The organism is Pseudomonadota bacterium (genome assembly GCA_016719885.1).
GTDB lineage: Bacteria > Pseudomonadota > Gammaproteobacteria.
Genome location: JADJYF010000005.1, coordinates 120,110 through 137,331, shown reverse-complemented (window position 1 = coordinate 137,331; position 17,222 = coordinate 120,110). Strand labels below are relative to the sequence as shown.

Here is a 17,222-nt window from a genome sequence, read left to right as displayed (position 1 = left end):
CACGCTCGCGGCTCGACCGGCGCGCGCTGGCATCGACTTTGCTGCTCCTGACTTGTATTCATCCTTGGCCAGCATACCCATGTCCATGCGTATCATCCCCGCCGTGCTGTCCGTTTCACTGTTGCTCTGCATGAGCGGCGCGCGCGCGGCGATCCTCAACCAGACCTTCCAGAACGACTTCCAGACCAATGGCATTTACCTGTGGTCGACGGATTTTCCCAGCATGCACTTCGAGGGCTTTGCTCTCGGCACCAACATGCAGGCCTGGCAGGCGCAGCTTGACGCGCCCTCGCAGCTCGTCCTGCGCGGCCCGACCGTGGCGGCCGGCGCCGGCCGTTTCGATTTGCGGATGAACTACAAGAGCGCGCCGTTCCGCCTGGAGTGGGCCGAAGTGTTCTTCGACAAGGCCGGCACGGTGGTGCGCGGTTTCGGCACGCTGGCTTTTGACGGCAGCGGCTGGAGCAATTCGAGCTTCGCCAGCCATGTCATCGACATTCCCCTCAATCCGAGCGCGGCGGCCATGCCGTTGCCTGGCTCATGGCTGATGCTGACGTCGGCGGTGGCACTTTTGTGCCTGCGCAAACGTGCGATGGTGTGAGGCGCGCGCGATGACTTATGCTCGACGTCCATCCAGGTACGTCGAAGGTCATCGGTTCCGTGGGAGGCCTGCAAGCATTTTCACCGCTGGTCGTGAGGCGCTGAGCCGTGTGCGGCTTCTGCGCGGTGATTTCCGGCGTTCCCCATTGGACTGAAACCGCCAGCGATGCGGGCGACCGCGACGCCGAGAGTGGTGGCTACGAATGGCGTCTCGCACGCCAACGCCGCCTGGCCATCGTCAACAAGGTGCTTGCATTGCATGGCTGCCGCGTCGCCGACTGGATGGGCGGCGAGCTGCTGGTGTCCAGCCTGCGGGGTCGCACCGAGATGGTCGCCCACCTGCCGCAGGTCTGGCAGGTGGTGGAGAACATTGCGGGGCGGCCCCTCGATCCGCTCGATGCCGAGCTGCTGAGCGCGCTGCGCGCGGCGGCGTCCGATTCATGAGCGGCTATGCCGATCGCTGCCCGGTGGTGGTGGTGACAGGCTTTCTCGGCAGCGGCAAGACCACCTTGTTGAACCGCGCCCTCAAGGATCCCGCGCTCGGCGACTGCGCGGTGCTGGTCAACGAGTTCGGCGAGGTCGGACTCGATCATCACCTGCTGGAAGTCGTGGACGGCAACACCGTGCTGCTGGCGAGCGGCTGCGTGTGCTGCACCATCCGCGATGACTTGAAGAGCGCGGTGCTGGAGCTCGAGGACAAGCGCCTGCGCGGCGAGGTGCCGGCCTATTCACGCCTCGTCATCGAAACCACCGGGCTCGCCGATCCGACGCCCGTCATCGCGACCTTCATGAGCGACGTGTCGCTGCGTCATCGCTTTCGGCCGAGCGTGGTGGTGACCACGGTCGACTGCGCCGAAGGCGGTGCGACGCTGGACGCCCATCCCGAATCGGTCAAGCAGGCAGCGCTGGCCGACCGCCTGGTGCTGACCAAGACTGACATCGCGGGCGAGGCCGCCCTCAGCGCGCTGCGCGCGCGCCTGGCGCAATTGAATCGCAGCGCGGAGCTGCTGTCGGCCAACGACGCCGATTTCGACGCCGCCGCGCTGCTGCGCGCCGACGTCTACACGCCCGCGCACCGCGAACAGGAAGTCGCGCGCTGGTTCGAGAGCGAGCACCCACACGGGCACGCGACCCACGCCAGCGCGCATGCCGACGGCATCCATGCGTTCAGCGTCGAAGTCGACGAAGCGTTGGACTGGTCGGCCTTCGGCGTGTGGCTGACCCTGTTGCTGCACCGTCACGGTGACCGGGTGTTGCGCGTGAAGGGCTTGCTGAACGTGGTGGGGGCGGATACGCCGGTCGTCGTCAACGGCGTGCAGCACCTCGTGCATCCGCCGGTGCATCTCGCGCGCTGGCCCGACGCCGGGCGTCGCTCGCGCATCGTGTTCATCGTCAAGGATCTCGAGCGTGACGTGATCGAGGAGTCCTTGAAGGTCTTCAATTCCCTGTAGGTCCGAATCCATTCGGACATTGAAGGCGAGGCGAGATGCTCTCGTAGCCCTCGAATGTCCGAATGAACTCGGACCTACGGGGCAGAGCCTATTTCGGCGCCGGGTGCTTGGCGCGGTACTCGGTGTTGATGTCGCCCAAGGTCATGAAGCGCACACCGTCGTGGTGACGCATGTGATCGATCAGGCGTTCGACCATCATCAGCATCTGCGGGTGGCCCGAAGCATCGGGGTGCAGGCAGGCGTTGTAGATGCCGTAGTCCATGTTGCGATAGACCCAGTCGAACTGGTCGGTCCACATCTGGCCGAGGTCGCGCGGCGGCACCCAGCCGTGGCTGTTGGGGAATTTCTTGACGAACATGACGGGCGGCGCGTCGTCGAGATACCAGCTGCAGGGGATCTCGAGCAGGCTGGTGAGCGGCCCCGGCACCCAGGGTTTCATCCAGCTGTCGGCGGGCTTGGAGTAATCGATCTTGCTCCACTTGTCGTTGCGCCTTAAGTAATAGGGCGAGTGGTCGTTCTCCATCAGGCTGTGGTCGTACTCGATGCCCTTGGCCAGCAACAGGTCGATGGTGTTGGGGCTCAACTCCCACCACGGCGCGCTGTAGCCCTTGGGCGCCTTGCCGCACAGCTCGACCACCAGGTCGTAGGTCTTGTTGAGCACCGCCGCTTCCTGCTCCTTCGACATCGCCAGCGGGTTCTCGTGGGCGTAGCCGTGCAGGCCGAGTTCGTGGCCGGCCTCGGCCACCATCTTCGATTCGCGCGGGAAGCTCTCGATGGAATGGCCGGTGATGTTCCAGGTGGTGACGATGCCGTACTTGTCGAACAGGTCGAGCAGGCGCGGGGTGCCGACCTTGCCGGCGTGCACGCCGCGCGAGATGTCGCACGGGGAATCCTCGCCGCCGAAGGATCCGAGCCACAGGGACACCGAATCAAAATGCACGTTGAAACAGACCTGGATATCTTTGTCCGCCATTCGAATTCTCCTTGTGGCCAGTGCTGATCGATGTCGCGTGGCCCGCGCCGCGGGCCATTCCACACTAACAATCCGCTACAGTAGTATGCAAGAAGCCGGCGCCTGACCGCGGCTCTCGACAACGTATTGAATTCACTTCAGCGAGGTTCACGCCATGGCCAGAAAGGTTTCGATCGCCGCCTGTCAGTTCGTCATCAAGCCGGTCAAGGATTTCGACGCCTTCGCCGCCCAGAGCGTGAAGCTCTTGGACCAGGCCAAGGGCGCCGACTTGGTGCTGTTCCCGGAGCTGTTCACCCTCGCGCTGTTCACCACTTTCGACGGCTGGCGCAATCGTCCGGTGAGCGAGCTGGTCAAGGTCGACACCTACACCAATGCCTATCGCGATTTCTTCGAAGCCGAGGCCCGGCGCCGCAAGCAGGTGATCGTGGCCGGCTCGCATCTCGAGAAGAAGAAGGGCGGCTACTTCAACGTCGCCTACGTGTACGGCCCCAACGGCCTCATCCACACCCACGACAAGACCCATATCTTCCCGGCGGAGTCGGCGTGGTTCACCCGTGAGGGCGACCGCATGGAAGCCTTCGACCTGCCCTTCGCGCGGGTCGGCTTCAACGTCTGCTACGAGTCCGAGATCCCGGAATGCGCGGCCAGCCTCACCGAGCAGGGCGCCGAGATCATCCTGTGTCCGTCCTACACCTTCACCGAGTACGGCTTCTGGCGCGTGCGCCACTGCGCGCAAGCGCGCGCCATCGAGAACCAGGTGTATTTCGTGCACTGCGCGACCGGCGGCAAGCTGCCCAAGGGCCCGCTGCCCGGCGGCTGGACGCGCAGTTCCATCGTCGGCCCCTGCGACAAGCCGTGGAGCGCGCCCAATGGCGTGATAGCCGAAGCGCGCGCCAACGTGCAGATGGTGCTGCGCGGCTCGGTGGACCTCGACAAGCTGCACGACAACCGTGAAACGGGCGTCGCGCCGACCTATCGCGATCGCCGCCGCCGCGCCGACGTCTATCGCGCCTGGCCGTCGCACCTCGATGCACAGGCGGCGCGCAAGGCCGCCGCGGCCAAGCGTGCCGCCAAGGTGAGGCGCATCGGCGGCTGAGATCGGTGTCAGGCTGAAGCCTGACCCACAAAAGGCGCTGTCCCTGTGGGTCGGACTTCAGTCTGACCCACCATGGAGTGCTGACCTTGTGGGTCGGACTTCAGTCTGACATCCGCCGCGAAGGCGCGAATTAATTCGCACCTACAGGTTTTTCTTCAAGCGCTTCGCGCGCTGACGCACCTCGCCCGCCAGGCGCTGTTTGAACTCGAGGATCCTGGCCTGCAGGCGCGCGTCGCCCGAGGCGAGGATCTGCACCGCCAGCAAACCCGCGTTGCGCCCGCCGCCGATGGCGACCGTCGCCACCGGTACGCCGGGCGGCATCTGCACGATAGACAACAGCGAATCCATACCCTTCAGCGCGCGGCTTTCGACCGGCACGCCGATCACCGGCAATGGCGTGAGGCTCGCGACCATGCCGGGCAGATGCGCGGCGCCGCCGGCGCCGGCGATGATCACGCGCAGACCGCGGCGGTGGGCGTTGCGCGCGAAGCGCACCATGTCCAGCGGCAAGCGGTGGGCGGATAAGACCTCGACCTGGCACTCGAGACCGAACTCGGCGCAGGCCACCACCGCCGCCTCCATGGTTGGCCAGTCGGAATCGCTGCCCATGATCACTGCAACGGTGGGGGTAGCGGCTTTCATGCGTGTCATTCCTCGGCAAAACCCAACAGCGCGGCGCCGCGCTCGGCTCGCGCGCGGGCGCCGTCCTGCGTTTCCCCCAGCGCGGTGATATGCCCCATCTTGCGGCCGGCGGCGACGCGCGTCTTGCCGTAGAGGTGGATGTGAATATCGGGTACCGCCAAAGCGTCGGCAAGCCCCAACGGCCGCCCGGCACCGGCATGCGTGCCGAGCAGGTTGACCATCACCGCCGCCGACGCGCGTAACGCGGTGGAGCCCAAAGGCCAGCCGAACACCGCACGCACATGGTTTTCGAACTGCGAGCAGGCGCAGGCCTCGATGGTGTAGTGACCTGAGTTGTGCACGCGCGGTGCAAGTTCGTTCAACAGCAGGCGGCCGTCCGCCATCACGAACAGTTCGACCCCGAAGCTGCCGACACCGCCGACCGCCGCCACCGCGCGCGCGGCGAGTTCCAGCGCCGCGGCTTCCTGCGCCGAGGGCAGCGCGGCGGGCACCATCACGCGATGGCAGACATGATTGCGCTGCACGGTCTCGGTGACGGGATAGACGACACTCGCGCCGTCGCGGGCGCGCGTCACGATCACCGCCACCTCGGCGACGAACGGACACCATTGCTCGACGTACAGCTCGCCACCCGCGCCACCGAGCCTGTGCCACGCGGCGCTGACATCGGCGGCGCCATGCAGCGTTGCATTGCCCTTGCCGTCGTAGCCATTGCGGCGCGCCTTCAACACCAGCGGCCAGCCGAGCTCGGCCGCCGCGTCGACGACGTGTTCCACGCTGGCCACGGCCCGAAAGGCCGGTGTCGCCACGCCGTGCGCGGTCAACACCGACTTCTGCACGAATTTGTCCTGCACCGCGCGCACGCATGCCGCGCTTGGAAACAAGGGCACGCCCTGTCGCTCCAGCGCGGCGAGACTGCGCGCATCGACGAATTCGTTCTCCAGCGTCACCACGTCGACCTGCGCGGCGAGTTGCGCGAGCTTGGCCGCGTCGTCGCGGTCGCCGAACACGCAACGCGTGGCCAGCGCGCAGGCCGGTTCGTCTTCGTGGGCGGCCAGCACCACCACTTCGCAACCAAGCTGCGCGGCGGCGATGGCGGTCATGCGCGCCAGCTGACCGGCGCCGATGATGCCGAGTCGCGGTGCGTGATGGGCGCGTAGCGGATGCTGCTCGGGCTCGGCGTGAGCCGCGGCTTGCGCTGCCTGACAGGCGCTGGTCATGGCGTTCTCCCGGGCCGCGGTGCACGGCCGTCATTCACTGATGGGCCGACATGCTAGTCGCGCACAGGCCCGGCGCTAATCAGTAAAAGACGAACAAGGATGCAGATTTAATCGACTGGTCCGAAGCCTGGGTGGCCCGCAGCATGTGCTGCGTCAATCACAGGAAGCCGTCATGGACATCGAAATTCAAGCTCATGGTTTTGCCGTCACCGACGCGCTGCGCGCCCACGTCACCAAGCGCGTGGGCGCCGCGATCGCCCCCTTCAAGCGCCACGTGCGGCGCGTCGTCACGCGTCTGGCCGACGAGAACGGCCCGCGCGGCGGCTATGACAAGACCTGCCGCATCGGCGTCAGCGTCGGCGGCGCGCCGGACGTATTCGCGGCGGACACGCGTCCCGATCTGTACGCCGCCATCGACTTCGCCGCCGACCGCCTGGCGGCGGCGCTGGCCCGACGGCTGGAGCGGCGACGCAATGTGCGCCGCCACGGCGCGGTGCGCGCGGCGGCTCCGGCGAATGGCATCGCGCCACGCGACGAAGACGCGCACCCGCCGGCATCTTGAGGCCCTGTCCCATCGGAAATTCTGAAAGGAGATCTTCCATGAAACGCATTGTGTTGTTCCTGGCCACCAACCTGGCCGTGATGCTGACCCTGTCAGTGGTGGCGCATCTTTTCGGCGTCAATCGCTTTCTCGATGCGCAAGGCATGAACTTCGGCGCCTTGCTCGGCTTTGCCGCGCTGTTCGGCTTCGGCGGCGCCTTTTTGTCGCTGGCCATCTCGAAGTGGTCGGCGAAGATGGCGGTGGGCGCACGCGTCATCACCGACCCGGCGAACGCCGCTGAAGCGTGGCTGGTGGAGAGCGTGGCGCGCCACGCGCGCAGCGCCGGCATCGCCATGCCCGAAGTCGCCATCTACGACGCCGACGAAGTCAACGCATTCGCCACCGGCATGCGGCGCGACGACGCGCTGGTGGCGGTGTCTACCGGCCTTTTGCGGCGCATGACCAGCGACGAAGCCGACGCGGTCATCGCCCATGAGGTCTCGCACATCGCCAATGGCGACATGGTGACGCTGGCGCTGATCCAGGGCGTGCTCAACACCTTCGTGATCTTCATCTCGCGGGTGGTGGGCTGGTTCGTCGACCGCGTGGTGTTGCGCAACGAGGAAGGCCCGGGCATCGGCTACTACGTGACGTTCTTCGTGCTGGAACTCGGCCTCGGCATCCTGGCCTCGACGGTGGTCATGTACTTCTCGCGCCAGCGCGAATTCCGCGCCGATGCGGGCGCCGCCGACCTTGCCGGCCGCCAGCGCATGATTGCGGCGCTCGAGCGGCTGCGCAGCGAAAGCGGTGAACTACCGACCCAGGTCGCGGCGCTCGGCATCGCCGGCGGTCAGCGCGGCGGCTGGCAGCGCTGGTTCGCCAGCCATCCGCCGCTGGAGGAGCGCATCGCCGCGCTGCGTTCCAACAGCAGCACGGCCGGTGCGCGCGTCACCACCGCCTGATTGCTGCTTCACCCCCCTTGCGACGCTCGCTGCTCCCGGCGAGCGTCGTTCTTTTTTACACGTCGAGAGCGCTCTTGGCGGTCGCCAGCACCGCCAGCGCGGCGGCATTCTTGATACGCCTTTCGGCGGTGATGGCGTAGTACTTTTCCTTGACCGCGGTCGTGCCGATTTCGCGCACGCCGTATTGCGGCGCGATGTCGAGGGCAATGGCACGCGGCGCGGGAAAGCAACCCAGGCCCTCGGCGCCGAACACCTTCAGCAACGCCGAGTCCTCGAACTCGGCGACAATCAAGGGCGCGATGCCGACGCTCTCGAACCAACGCTCGAGGTCGCGACGCACCAGCGTGTTGGCAGTAGGCAGCAGCATCGGCGCGCCCTGCAGGGAGCGCGGAAAGCCGCGCACGAGTTTGCGCGCATTGTCGTTGCGCGCGAACAAGCTCACCTCGGTCACGCCGAGCAGGTGCGAATAGGTCTTGGTTGCCTGGCTTTCGTCGGAAGCGCGGTCGGAGATCACGACATCGAGGCGATGGGCGGCGAGACTCGCCACCAACTCTTCGTGCTTGCCTTCGTAGATCGACAGGAAGTAATCGTCGAAGGCTTCCACCGCCTTGCGCAGGAAGCGATAGGCGAGCAGTTTCGGCACCACGTCGCTGACGCCGATGCGCAGGCGGCCCAGTCGACCAAGGCGTCGACCATCGAGGATCTCGACCAGCTCCTGGCCAGCGCTGAACATCGAGTCTGCGTATTCGAGCACCAGGTGGCCGGTTTCACTCAGGGACAGGCGCCGGCCACGCCGTTCGAACAGCGGCGAACCGACATAGTCCTCGAGTTTCGCCAATTGGCCGGACAGCGTCTGCGGTGTGAGGTGCAGACGCTCGGCGGCGCGGGTCAGGCTCTTTTCGTGGGCGATGACCCAGAAGTAATAAAGATGCTTGTAGTTGGGGTGCTGCATCATCGACTACGGGATTACTGGCAACAGCACGTGCGAGCGATGCGCCGCGTCATGCAGCACGGTCTGCTCGGCCACCTCGAACGTGGTGCCGGTGGCCTGCTCGCCGCCGGTGTTGAGGTTGCGATCAAAGCGCGGGAAATTGCTCGACGAGATCTCGATACGCAGGCAATGACCGGCCATGAACACATGGCTGCTTGCCCACAGGTCGATGGTGTACTCGTAGACCTTGCCGGGTTCCAGCAAGGTCGGGCGGCTGGCGCTGTCGCGATAGCGCGCGCGCTGGATGCCGTCGACGATGTTCTGCGCATAGCCGTCGGGCCGCACATCGACCAGCTTGGCGGTGAAATCGGTATCACGCGCCGATGACGCCGCGTACAGCGTGACCTTGATCGGTCCGGTCACTTCCAGCTCGCGCTCGAGCGGCGCGCTGGTGTAGACCAGCACGTCGGGACGCATCTCGAGCTCGCGCTGGTCGCGCACGCCGACCGGGATGATCAAGGTGTTGCCGCCGGTGGTCGGCACCGGGTCGGCGGGGTCGTAACGATAATGATCGGCGGGCTCGGCCGCGGGCGCTTCCGGGCTCAGCACGCCGTCACCGCCGCGCGTATTGGCGTGGCCGTCGCTGTGCAGATACCAGGGCGTGTAGCGGGTTTCGGGCAACGGCCATTGGCTGGCGTCGCGCCACTGGTTGCGCCCCATGGTGAAGTACTTGATGGGCGGCTCGTCGTAGATGCCGGTGTCCATGCCCTTCAACCAGTAGTCGAACCAGCGGATCTGGGTCTCGTGCAGATCCATCCATGCATCCGGGCCGAAGTCGATGTCGCCGGTGCCGCCGGTGGTCGGCGTGGTGAACGGGAACAGGTGCGCCCACGGTCCGAGCAGCAGCTTCTGCGCACCGCGCGCTTGCGGCGTCATGGCGTTGGCGCGCAGGCCGTTGTAATGAACGATGGCGTCGTCGAGGAAGATGTCGTACCAGGAACTGACGTGGTACATCGGCAGGTTGATGTTGCGATGCTGGCGCTTGATGTTGATCGGCCACCAGTACGGGCCATCGTCGGGGTGGCTCAAGTAGTCACGCAGGTACGGCGAAGTCTCGGCCAGGAGATCCGCCCACTGCATGAGCGGCAGGCGCATGTAGGCTTCGGTGGTGAGCGGATTGCCGAAGTTGATCGAGCGCAGCAAATCGGGGCGCAGCTTCGGCCACAGCTCGTCCTTGATGCCGAGCCGCTCCATGGTGTTGCGCACCATGAAGATTGCGTAAGGCAGTTGCCAGCCGAGCTGAAAGGCGCCGCCCTGGTACATCCAGCTCGCGTGGTAATCGGCCGCCGCCGACACCGGAAAGGCGCAGCGCAAGGACGGCGGCCGCGTCGGCGCGAGCTGGTACTGGCAGGCGCCGAGATAGGACTGGCCCTGCGAGCCGACCACGCCGTTGGCGTAGGGCAGACGCGCCGCCCACTCGACGGTGTCGTAGCCGTCCTCGCCTTCGGTGATGAGCGGGTAGTACTCGCCTTCGGAAGTGAAACGGCCGCGCGCGTCCTGGATCACCACCACGTAACCGCGCGCCGGAAAGTATTCGTGATCGCCGAAATCGGCCGCCATGTGCTTGCCGTAGGGCAGACGCAGCAGGATGACCGGAAAGCGGCCCTCGGCGTCGGGGCGGTAGATGTCGGCGTAGAGCCTGGCGCCATCGCGCATGATGGCCGGCACGTCCTTTTCCACTTTGATGCGATATTGCGCGCGACTGCCGCTTGCCATGCTTCCCCCTGCTGAATGACCGTGGCGCCGAGCCCGCGCCGCATGAGCGTGTTGCCCGGACTATATACCGGCAAGCTCGGGCGACGATAAGGGCGCGGCGCGTTGCCGGGCGCGCGCGTCAGCTCCTATCATCGTCGGCATCGCGGCGCGGCGCCGGCGCGCCGGACGTCCCCGAGTTTTTTCACGCAAGCGAGGCCAGACGATGTCCGCCATCTTGTTGCACCACTATCCCTTGTCGCCGTTCTCGGAAAAGATCCGTCGCATCCTCGCCTTCAAGGGCCTGCCATGGTGCTCGGTCGACCAGCCGATCATGATGCCCAAGGCCGATCTCGTGGCCCTGACCGGCGGCTATCGCCGCATACCCGTGCTGCAGGTCGGCGCGGACGTCTATTGCGATACCGCGCTGATCGCGCGGCGCCTGGATGCGCTCCATCCCGATCGACCGCTGGTGCCCGCGGCCCAGGCCGGCCTCATCGGCGTGGTCGAGGATTGGGCCGACCACCGCCTGTTCTTTCAATGCGTACCGCCGGTCATCGTGGCCTTGTACGACGCCCTGCCGCCCGGCTTTCTCGACGACCGCGCCGCGATGTCGCCGGCCATGACCAAGGACGGCCTGTTCAAGGCCGCGCCGCAGGCCTGGAGCCAGGCGCAGCTGTCGCTGGCTCGGCTGGAAGCTCAGCTCGGCGACAAGCCCTACTTGTTCGGTGAGCAATTCACGCTGGCCGACGCGGCCTGCTACCACCCGGTATGGTTCCTCAAGAACGACCCGAAGCTGTTCGCCGAGGTGATGGCGAAACCGGCCCTGGCGGCCTGGTTCGCGCGCATCGAGGCGATGCCCAACCCGTCGGTCACCGAGATGAGCGCGCAAGCCGCGCTGGCGGTGGCGAAGAACGCCGCGCCGCTCACGCTGCCGTCAAGCGCGGTGCCCGCGGATCTCGGCTTCGCGCTCGGCGACGAGGTGGCGATCGCGGCAGACGACTACGGCCCCGAGCAGAGCGCCGGCAGGATCATCGCCGTGACCGCCGACACCATCAGCATCGAAAGACAGGACGCGGCGCTGGGCGCGGTGGCGGTGCATTTCCCGCGCGCCGGCTACCGCATCGTCAAACGCTGACGAGCGCGGTCGAGGTATTGCGGGGAAGAGATTTCGAGAGGAGAGCGGCTTCGGCCGCGCATCACGCGGCCGAAGCGGGTTGGCACTTGACTTCAGGCGGCGCGCGGCAGGCTGTCGCGCTGCGGGAGCTGTTCGACGTTGGCCACCGCGTAGGTTTCGGTGGCCGGCTTGCTGGCGACTTGGTCCTGGTGCTTCAGGATCAGGCCGATGTCGTAGCAACGAGCGAGCAGGAAGGAACCGACGGACAGTTGCAGGGCGGTGCGGAACGCACCCATCAGGACCGTTTCGACGGTGGCGCCGGCGAACCACAGTGCGCAGACCAGTGCCAGGCCCGCGCCGACCAGCATCGCCAGGCCGATCATATCGAGTGAGTAGCTAAGCAGATTTCTGTTTTTCATAGGGTGATGTTCCGTTTCTTGCGGCCGGTCTGTGTGCTGCAGCCGGCGTGTTCTTGTGCGTGGAGCAAATATAGTTCGCGCTCATGGCGATACTGTTAAATGGGCCACAAAAGGTCGCCGATTTAACACTGTTTATCGAGTTTGGCGGACCAGTCCACGGGATGCGGGGCTCAAGGTGACCATCAGTCCCAGGCCCGCTTTCCAGCGGAGGCGCATTAGACGCCAGGACGCGGCCTGGCGGCGCTGGAATGCGTCACACAAATTAATGTCGATTGTGTGAAATTGTATCTAGGTGCTGGTTTTTAAAGTATCAGACCAGCGCGGCCCCGTCGAGAACGCGCAGGCGGCAAGGGGCTGCTTCGCTCAGTGACGGTCGTCCATGAGGCGCTGCATGGTGTCCTCGACTTCCTCCAGTCGGGCAACGATTTTCTGCCGTTGATAGTTGCTCAGACCCGGCGATTCGCGGGCGATGCGCAGTTGCTCGGCGGCATAGGGAAACTCGCCGACGCTGAAGTAATACTCGGCCAGCGAGTGATGGGCTTCGGGCTTGTCGCCAAGTTTGGTCTGGGCGTCGGCGAGGAGCTTGTAGAACTTCGGGTCGCGCCGGTCCGACAGGCCGTAGGCGCCGAGCAGATCCTTGGCCTCTTGCGCGCGATCGACCAGCAACAGCGCATTCACGTAGCCGTAGACCGCGGCCCGCGACTCGGGCTTGAGCTGGTAGGCCTTGACGAAGTAGGGCAGGCCGGCGGCATACAAAGTGGCGTGCTGTTCGACCTGGCCGGAGGCAATGAGGAACGCGATGTTGTCCGGGTGCGCGGCCATCAGCTTGGCCAGTTCATTGCGCGCTTTTTCGAAATCACCGGCCTCGTTGAGCGCCAATGCGTAGCCGTAACGATTGGCTTCCTCCGGTTCATCGCCGTGGCGCGCCAGCGCTTCCTGGAAATATCGCACCGCCTGCATCGGATCGGGCTCGGCCATCACCCGCAGCTTGGCTTTCACCAGGTGATATTCGAGGCTGTCGCCCAGCACCTTGGACTGCTTGATCTGCGCCGCGCGGTTACGCGCCTCGGCGATACGATTGATGGTGATCGGGTGGGTGCGCAGGTATTCCGGAATGTAGGCCGGGTCGGTGTAACGCGAGGCACGCTGCATGCGCTCGAAAAACGAGGCCATCATGTGGGTGTCGAAGTGCGCCTCGGTCATGAGCTGGATGCCGAGCGCGTCGGCTTCTTTTTCGTTGGCGCGCGTGAAATTGATCTGCATCTGCTGGGCGGCGGCCTGGCCGGCCATCAAGGCGCCAGCGCCGGCCTGGGGATTGACCGCCATCAGCACCAGCCCCGCCACCATCGACGCGATCATGGGCGCCGACATGTGCGCCATCTCCTCGATCATGCGCGCGCCGTGGCGCTGCGTGACGTGGGAGATTTCATGGCCCACCACCGACGCCAGTTCGCTCTCGTTGGTGGTCTCGAGCATGAGCCCGGTATGGATGGCGACGTAGCCGCCCGGCAGCGCGAAGGCGTTGATCACCGAGCTCTGCATCATGAAAAAGTGAAAGCCGAGCTCGTAGTTGGTGTGTTTGGCCAGGCTCGCACCCAGGTTCTGGATGTAATCCTCGACCTCGTCGTCCGTCACCATCGGCGCCTGGCGCCGAATCTGGCGCATATACTCTTCGCCGAGCCGGTGCTCCTGCTCGGGCGAGATGATGGCGCCGGCCGAATCGCCGATTTCCGGCAGTTCGATCTGGTCGGCCGCGTCCAATGACGCGCTGGCGCCGAGCGCGGCGAGCAGAATGGCGATGGAGCAGTAATTGCGCTTCATTTGGAGATCCGGCGCCCTGGCGCCCCGCTTACGTTAACACAAGGTCGAGGCGTACCCTATGCGGGTCCGCGACCCGACTGTGACTGAACCGCCCCGGCGGAGTTCGCCGTCATGCCGCGAACGCCGGACTTCGAGATTGGCTGCACTCAATACGACGGAACCATGCAATGACTGTGGAGAAACGCAACGCGTTCTACGCGCAATCGGGCGGCGTGACCGCCGTCATCAATGCCTCGGCCTGCGGCGTCATCGAGACCGCGCGGCGCCACGCTGATCGCATCGGCACCCTGTACGCCGGCCGTAACGGCATCATCGGCGCACTGACCGAAGATCTCATCGACACCTCCCAGGAATCCGCTGCCGACATCGCGGCCCTGCGCCATACGCCGTCCGGCGCCTTCGGCTCATGTCGCTACAAATTGAAGGGGCTGGACAAGAACCGCGCCGAGTACGAGCGGCTCATCGAGGTGTTCCGCGCCCATGACATCGGCTATTTCTTCTACAACGGCGGCGGCGATTCCCAGGACACCTCGAACAAGGTCGCCGAGTTCAGCCGCGCGCTCGGCTATCCGCTGACCGCCATCGGCATTCCCAAGACCGTCGATAACGACCTGCCCGTCACCGACAACTGCCCGGGCTTCGGCTCGGTGGCCAAGTACGTGGCGGTGTCCATTCGCGAAGCCGGCTTCGACGTCGCCTCGATGGCCAAGACCTCGACCAAGATTTTCGTCATGGAAGTGATGGGCCGCCACGCCGGCTGGATCGCGGCCGCTGGCGGCCTCGCCGCCACCACGCCGGGCGCCGCCCCGCACCTCATCCTGTTCCCCGAGATCACGTTCGACGAGGCCGACTTCCTGGCCAAGGTCGACGCCTGCGTGAACACCCACGGCTATTGCGCTGTCGTGGTGTCGGAGGGTCTGCGCAACGCCGAAGGCCAATTCGTCGCCGAGGCCGGTACCCGCGACGCCTTCGGCCATGCCCAGTTGGGCGGCGTGGCGCCGGTCATCGCCCAGCTCATCAAGGACAGGCTCGGCCACAAGTTCCACTGGGCGGTGGCGGACTACCTGCAGCGCGCGGCGCGCCACATCGCCTCGAAGACCGACGTCGAGCAGGCCTATGCTTTGGGCCGCGCGGCGGTCGAGATGGCGCTGGCCGGGGATAACGCGGTCATGCCGACCATCGTGCGCGTGGCCGACGAGCCCTATCGCTGGGAGATTGGCAAGGCCGCCTTGAGCGAGGTGGCCAATGTCGAAAAGAAGATGCCGCGCGATTTCATCACCGCCGACGGCTACGGCATCACCGAGGCCTGTCGCCGCTACCTCAAGCCCCTCATCCTGGGGGAGGACTACCCCCCCTATGTCGACGGCCTGCCGCAGTACGTGACTTTGAAAAACGTGGCGGTGCCGAAAAAGCTGGCCACGGGTTTTGCCCTCGCTTGAAAGCCAAGTACAATCGGGCGCGCCCATCGTTGGGGAATGACGGGCCTTAGCGGCTGATATCGGCCGATTCTTCGCATAATTTAATTCACAGCCATCCTTAGCTGAGGGGTTCTCTCATGTCTCCACTCTGGTTTTCCATCGCCTGCGGCGTGTTCGCCGTGGCCTACGGCCTCTGGTCCGTGACCTGGATCCTGGCCCAGCCGCAAGGCAATGCGCGCATGATCGAGATCGCGACTGCCGTACAGCAGGGCGCAAGCGCCTATCTCAACCGTCAGTACACCACCATCGGCATCGTCGGCGTGGTGTTGTTCATCGGCCTGTGGATGGCCTTGGGCTCGCTGACCGCCATCGGCTTCGCGATCGGCGCGGTGCTGTCGGGCGCCACCGGCTACATCGGCATGAACATCTCGGTGCGCTCCAACCTGCGTACCGCTGAAGCGGCCAACAAGGGCATGAACGCCGCCCTGCAGGTCGCGTTCCGCGGCGGCGCCATCACCGGCATGCTGGTGGTCGGCCTGGGCCTGCTCGGTGTGGCCGGCTATTACGCCTATCTCACCAACGGCAACCCGGAAGCATCGCTTGCACCGCTGGTCGGCCTCGGCTTCGGCGGTTCGCTGATTTCCATCTTCGCCCGTCTCGGCGGCGGCATCTTCACCAAGGGCGCCGACGTCGGCGCCGACCTGGTGGGCAAGGTCGAAGCCGGTATCCCGGAAGACGACCCGCGCAACCCGGCCGTGATCGCCGACAACGTCGGTGACAACGTCGGCGACTGCGCCGGCATGGCCGCCGACCTGTTCGAGACCTACGCGGTGACCGTGATCGCGACCATGCTGCTCGGCCACCTGGCGGCATCCGAAGTTGGTCCCAACGGCGTGGTCTACCCGCTGGTGCTCGGCGGTGTGTCCATCATTGCCTCCATCATCGGCACGTTCTTCGTCAAGACCGGCGAAGGCGGCTCGATCATGGGCGCCCTGTACAAGGGCCTCATCGCCGCCGGCGTGATCTCGGCCGGCGCCTTCTACTACGTGACCAACGAAATGATGACCGGCTCGAGCTACGGCGCGATGCCGATCTTCATGTGCGCGATGGTCGGCCTGGTGCTGACCGCGGCGCTGGTGTGGATCACCGAGTACTACACCGGCACCCAGTACGGCCCGGTGAAGCACATCGCGAACGCCTCGGAAACCGGCCACGCCACCAACATCATCGCCGGCATCGGCGTGTCGATGAAGGCCTGCGCGCTGCCGGTGCTGGTGATCTGCGCCAGCATCTTCTTCTCCTACAAGTGGGCCGGTCTCTACGGTATCGCCATCGCCGCGACCTCGATGCTGTCCATGACCGGCATCATCGTCGCGCTGGACGCCTTCGGCCCCATCACCGACAACGCCGGCGGTATCGCCGAGATGGCGGAACTGGACGAGAAGATCCGTGGCATCACCGATCCGCTGGACGCGGTCGGCAACACCACCAAGGCCGTCACCAAGGGCTATGCGATCGGCTCCGCCGCGCTCGCTTCGCTGGTGCTGTTCGCCGACTACACCCATGAGCTCGAAACCCACCTGCGTGCGGCCGGCAAGCTCGCGGCGGACGTCGGCGTCGACTTCCTGCTGTCCGATCCGGCCGTCATCATCGGCCTGTTCATCGGCGGCATGGTGCCTTACCTGTTCGCCGCCATGGGCATGGAAGCGGTGGGTCGCGCCGCCGGCTCGGTGGTGGTGGAAGTGCGTCGCCAGTTCAAGGAGATCCCCGGCATCATGGCCGGCACCGCCAAGCCCGATTACTCGCGCGCGGTGGACATGCTGACCAAGGCCGCCATCAAGGAAATAATCATCCCGTCGCTGCTGCCGGTGCTGGTGCCGATCGTCATCGGCTTCACCCTCGGCTACAAGGCGCTGGGTGGTCTGTTGCTCGGCACCATCATCACCGGCCTGTTCGTCGCCATCTCGATGACCACCGGTGGCGGCGCCTGGGACAACGCCAAGAAGTACATCGAAGACGGCCATTGCGGTGGCAAGGGTTCGGAAGCCCACAAGGCCGCCGTGACCGGTGACACCGTCGGCGACCCCTACAAGGACACCGCCGGCCCCGCCGTCAACCCGCTGATCAAGATCATCAACATCGTGGCGCTCTTGATCGTGCCGTTGGTGGTCTGATTGATTTGCCCCGCCCATCGCAGGATGGGCGGGGTTTCCCCCCGCCAGGCCGTGGGTCCGACTTCAGTCGGACGAACCTGCCCCGCTCCTCTTCTCCGACACACCCAC

Annotated in this window: 16 protein-coding genes; 9 read left to right on the top strand and 7 right to left on the bottom strand. The window is 65.6% G+C overall.

The features are described from left to right. Positions 1-79 precede the first annotated feature (79 nt). The 3 genes from IPM80_06290 to IPM80_06280 all read left to right on the top strand — a co-directional run bounded on the left by IPM80_06290 (position 80) and on the right by IPM80_06280 (position 2,048). Positions 80-598, top strand: a complete 519-nt coding sequence (locus IPM80_06290) for a hypothetical protein (GenBank protein MBK8958035.1) — start codon at positions 80-82, stop codon at positions 596-598. A 107-nt stretch (positions 599-705) separates the two neighbouring features. Further along, positions 706-1,041, top strand: coding sequence for a hypothetical protein (locus IPM80_06285; GenBank protein MBK8958034.1), 336 nt, complete (start codon positions 706-708; stop codon positions 1,039-1,041). Then, complete coding sequence (locus IPM80_06280; protein MBK8958033.1) at positions 1,038-2,048, top strand: GTP-binding protein; 1,011 nt, start codon at positions 1,038-1,040, stop codon at positions 2,046-2,048. The genes IPM80_06285 and IPM80_06280 overlap by 4 nt, the downstream gene beginning before the upstream one ends. 88 nt (positions 2,049-2,136) lie before the next feature. Here IPM80_06280 and IPM80_06275 read toward each other — a convergent pair whose 3' ends face one another. Next, positions 2,137-3,021, bottom strand: coding sequence for a polysaccharide deacetylase (locus tag IPM80_06275; GenBank protein MBK8958032.1), 885 nt, complete (start codon positions 3,019-3,021; stop codon positions 2,137-2,139). Between the two features lie 154 nt (positions 3,022-3,175). Here IPM80_06275 and IPM80_06270 point away from each other — a divergent pair, with 154 nt between their 5' ends. Then, a complete protein-coding gene (locus IPM80_06270; GenBank protein ID MBK8958031.1) occupies positions 3,176-4,117 on the top strand; it encodes a carbon-nitrogen hydrolase family protein in 942 nt (313 codons plus the stop codon). A gap of 141 nt (positions 4,118-4,258) precedes the next feature. Here IPM80_06270 and purE read toward each other — a convergent pair whose 3' ends face one another. Both purE and IPM80_06260 read right to left on the bottom strand, forming a co-directional pair. Further along, positions 4,259-4,768, bottom strand: a complete 510-nt coding sequence (gene purE / locus IPM80_06265; protein MBK8958030.1) for a 5-(carboxyamino)imidazole ribonucleotide mutase — start codon at positions 4,766-4,768, stop codon at positions 4,259-4,261. Beyond that, positions 4,765-5,979: a 5-(carboxyamino)imidazole ribonucleotide synthase gene (locus tag IPM80_06260; protein MBK8958029.1), complete on the bottom strand. Its 1,215-nt coding sequence runs from the start codon at positions 5,977-5,979 to the stop codon at positions 4,765-4,767. Before IPM80_06260 ends, purE begins: the two co-directional genes overlap by 4 nt. Before the next feature lie 172 nt (positions 5,980-6,151). Here IPM80_06260 and IPM80_06255 point away from each other — a divergent pair, with 172 nt between their 5' ends. Both IPM80_06255 and htpX read left to right on the top strand, forming a co-directional pair. After that, positions 6,152-6,541, top strand: coding sequence for an HPF/RaiA family ribosome-associated protein (locus IPM80_06255; protein ID MBK8958028.1), 390 nt, complete (start codon positions 6,152-6,154; stop codon positions 6,539-6,541). 38 nt (positions 6,542-6,579) lie between these two features. Beyond that, positions 6,580-7,482 (top strand): protease HtpX, encoded by a 903-nt coding sequence (htpX, locus tag IPM80_06250; GenBank protein MBK8958027.1) that lies wholly within the window; start codon positions 6,580-6,582, stop codon positions 7,480-7,482. 55 nt (positions 7,483-7,537) lie between these two features. Here the strand turns inward: htpX and nhaR are convergent, their stop codons facing one another. Next, the gene (gene nhaR / locus IPM80_06245; GenBank protein MBK8958026.1) at positions 7,538-8,437 is read right to left on the bottom strand and encodes a transcriptional activator NhaR; all 900 of its coding nucleotides are present in this window, start codon (positions 8,435-8,437) and stop codon (positions 7,538-7,540) included. Positions 8,438-8,440: 3 nt separating this feature from the next. Then, positions 8,441-10,189, bottom strand: coding sequence for a CocE/NonD family hydrolase (locus IPM80_06240; GenBank protein MBK8958025.1), 1,749 nt, complete (start codon positions 10,187-10,189; stop codon positions 8,441-8,443). A gap of 202 nt (positions 10,190-10,391) precedes the next feature. Here IPM80_06240 and IPM80_06235 point away from each other — a divergent pair, with 202 nt between their 5' ends. Beyond that, entirely contained in the window at positions 10,392-11,303 is a 912-nt protein-coding gene (locus IPM80_06235) for a glutathione S-transferase family protein (protein ID MBK8958024.1), read from the top strand. Positions 11,304-11,395: 92 nt separating this feature from the next. Here IPM80_06235 and IPM80_06230 read toward each other — a convergent pair whose 3' ends face one another. Both IPM80_06230 and IPM80_06225 read right to left on the bottom strand, forming a co-directional pair. Further along, positions 11,396-11,701: a hypothetical protein gene (locus tag IPM80_06230; protein ID MBK8958023.1), complete on the bottom strand. Its 306-nt coding sequence runs from the start codon at positions 11,699-11,701 to the stop codon at positions 11,396-11,398. Between the two features lie 363 nt (positions 11,702-12,064). Further along, a complete protein-coding gene (locus IPM80_06225) occupies positions 12,065-13,522 on the bottom strand; it encodes a M48 family metallopeptidase (protein ID MBK8958022.1) in 1,458 nt (485 codons plus the stop codon). Positions 13,523-13,695: 173 nt separating this feature from the next. On the opposite strand from IPM80_06225, the gene IPM80_06220 reads away from it, so the two are divergent. Then, positions 13,696-14,961, top strand: coding sequence for a 6-phosphofructokinase (locus IPM80_06220; protein MBK8958021.1), 1,266 nt, complete (start codon positions 13,696-13,698; stop codon positions 14,959-14,961). Positions 14,962-15,077: 116 nt separating this feature from the next. Next, a complete protein-coding gene (locus tag IPM80_06215) occupies positions 15,078-17,114 on the top strand; it encodes a sodium-translocating pyrophosphatase (protein MBK8958020.1) in 2,037 nt (678 codons plus the stop codon). The last annotated feature ends 108 nt before the right edge of the window (positions 17,115-17,222 follow it).

Coding starts and splice junctions, on each gene's coding strand:
- purE (MBK8958030.1), bottom strand. CDS start 4,768: ATGACACGCATGAAAGCCGCTACCCCCACCGTTGCAGTGATCATGGGC.
- IPM80_06260 (MBK8958029.1), bottom strand. CDS start 5,979: ATGACCAGCGCCTGTCAGGCAGCGCAAGCCGCGGCTCACGCCGAGCCC.
- IPM80_06235 (MBK8958024.1), top strand. CDS start 10,392: ATGTCCGCCATCTTGTTGCACCACTATCCCTTGTCGCCGTTCTCGGAA.
- nhaR (MBK8958026.1), bottom strand. CDS start 8,437: ATGATGCAGCACCCCAACTACAAGCATCTTTATTACTTCTGGGTCATC.
- IPM80_06240 (MBK8958025.1), bottom strand. CDS start 10,189: ATGGCAAGCGGCAGTCGCGCGCAATATCGCATCAAAGTGGAAAAGGAC.
- IPM80_06275 (MBK8958032.1), bottom strand. CDS start 3,021: ATGGCGGACAAAGATATCCAGGTCTGTTTCAACGTGCATTTTGATTCG.
- IPM80_06290 (MBK8958035.1), top strand. CDS start 80: ATGTCCATGCGTATCATCCCCGCCGTGCTGTCCGTTTCACTGTTGCTC.
- IPM80_06230 (MBK8958023.1), bottom strand. CDS start 11,701: ATGAAAAACAGAAATCTGCTTAGCTACTCACTCGATATGATCGGCCTG.
- IPM80_06280 (MBK8958033.1), top strand. CDS start 1,038: ATGAGCGGCTATGCCGATCGCTGCCCGGTGGTGGTGGTGACAGGCTTT.
- htpX (MBK8958027.1), top strand. CDS start 6,580: ATGAAACGCATTGTGTTGTTCCTGGCCACCAACCTGGCCGTGATGCTG.
- IPM80_06255 (MBK8958028.1), top strand. CDS start 6,152: ATGGACATCGAAATTCAAGCTCATGGTTTTGCCGTCACCGACGCGCTG.
- IPM80_06270 (MBK8958031.1), top strand. CDS start 3,176: ATGGCCAGAAAGGTTTCGATCGCCGCCTGTCAGTTCGTCATCAAGCCG.
- IPM80_06225 (MBK8958022.1), bottom strand. CDS start 13,522: ATGAAGCGCAATTACTGCTCCATCGCCATTCTGCTCGCCGCGCTCGGC.
- IPM80_06215 (MBK8958020.1), top strand. CDS start 15,078: ATGTCTCCACTCTGGTTTTCCATCGCCTGCGGCGTGTTCGCCGTGGCC.